This is a genomic window from Thermus sp. FJN-A (assembly GCF_054655095.1).
The window spans coordinates 1-258 of sequence record NZ_BAAHSC010000107.1 but is presented as its reverse complement, the minus strand read 5'-3'; the positions used below and the strand labels follow the sequence as shown (position 1 = coordinate 258).

Below are 258 nucleotides of genomic sequence, written 5' to 3'. Positions count from 1 at the left end.
CCTGGAGCAGGGCCAGGGCGCCGTCCTCCGTCCCCTCCCGGCGGGAGAGCTCCGCCAGGGCCACCAGCACCCGGGCGCGGGCCGGGGCGTGGGTGTCCAGAAGCTCCAGGGCCTCCCCGGCGGCCCGCCTCGCCAGCCTCTTCCGTCCCAGGGCCAGGTGGCAGAGGGCCATCTCCGCCAGGGCCGCTCCCCTCCGGGCCCCCTCCCCCGCTAGCTCAAGGGCCTCCTCCAGGACCTCGCTTCCTTGAGCGGGCTTCC

The 258-nt window shown here is 77.1% G+C and carries 1 pseudogene; it reads right to left on the bottom strand.

Annotated elements, in window-relative coordinates:
* Nucleotides 1-258: pseudogene (locus ACYQ0J_RS00555) on the bottom strand (tetratricopeptide repeat protein); the annotation flags it as partial.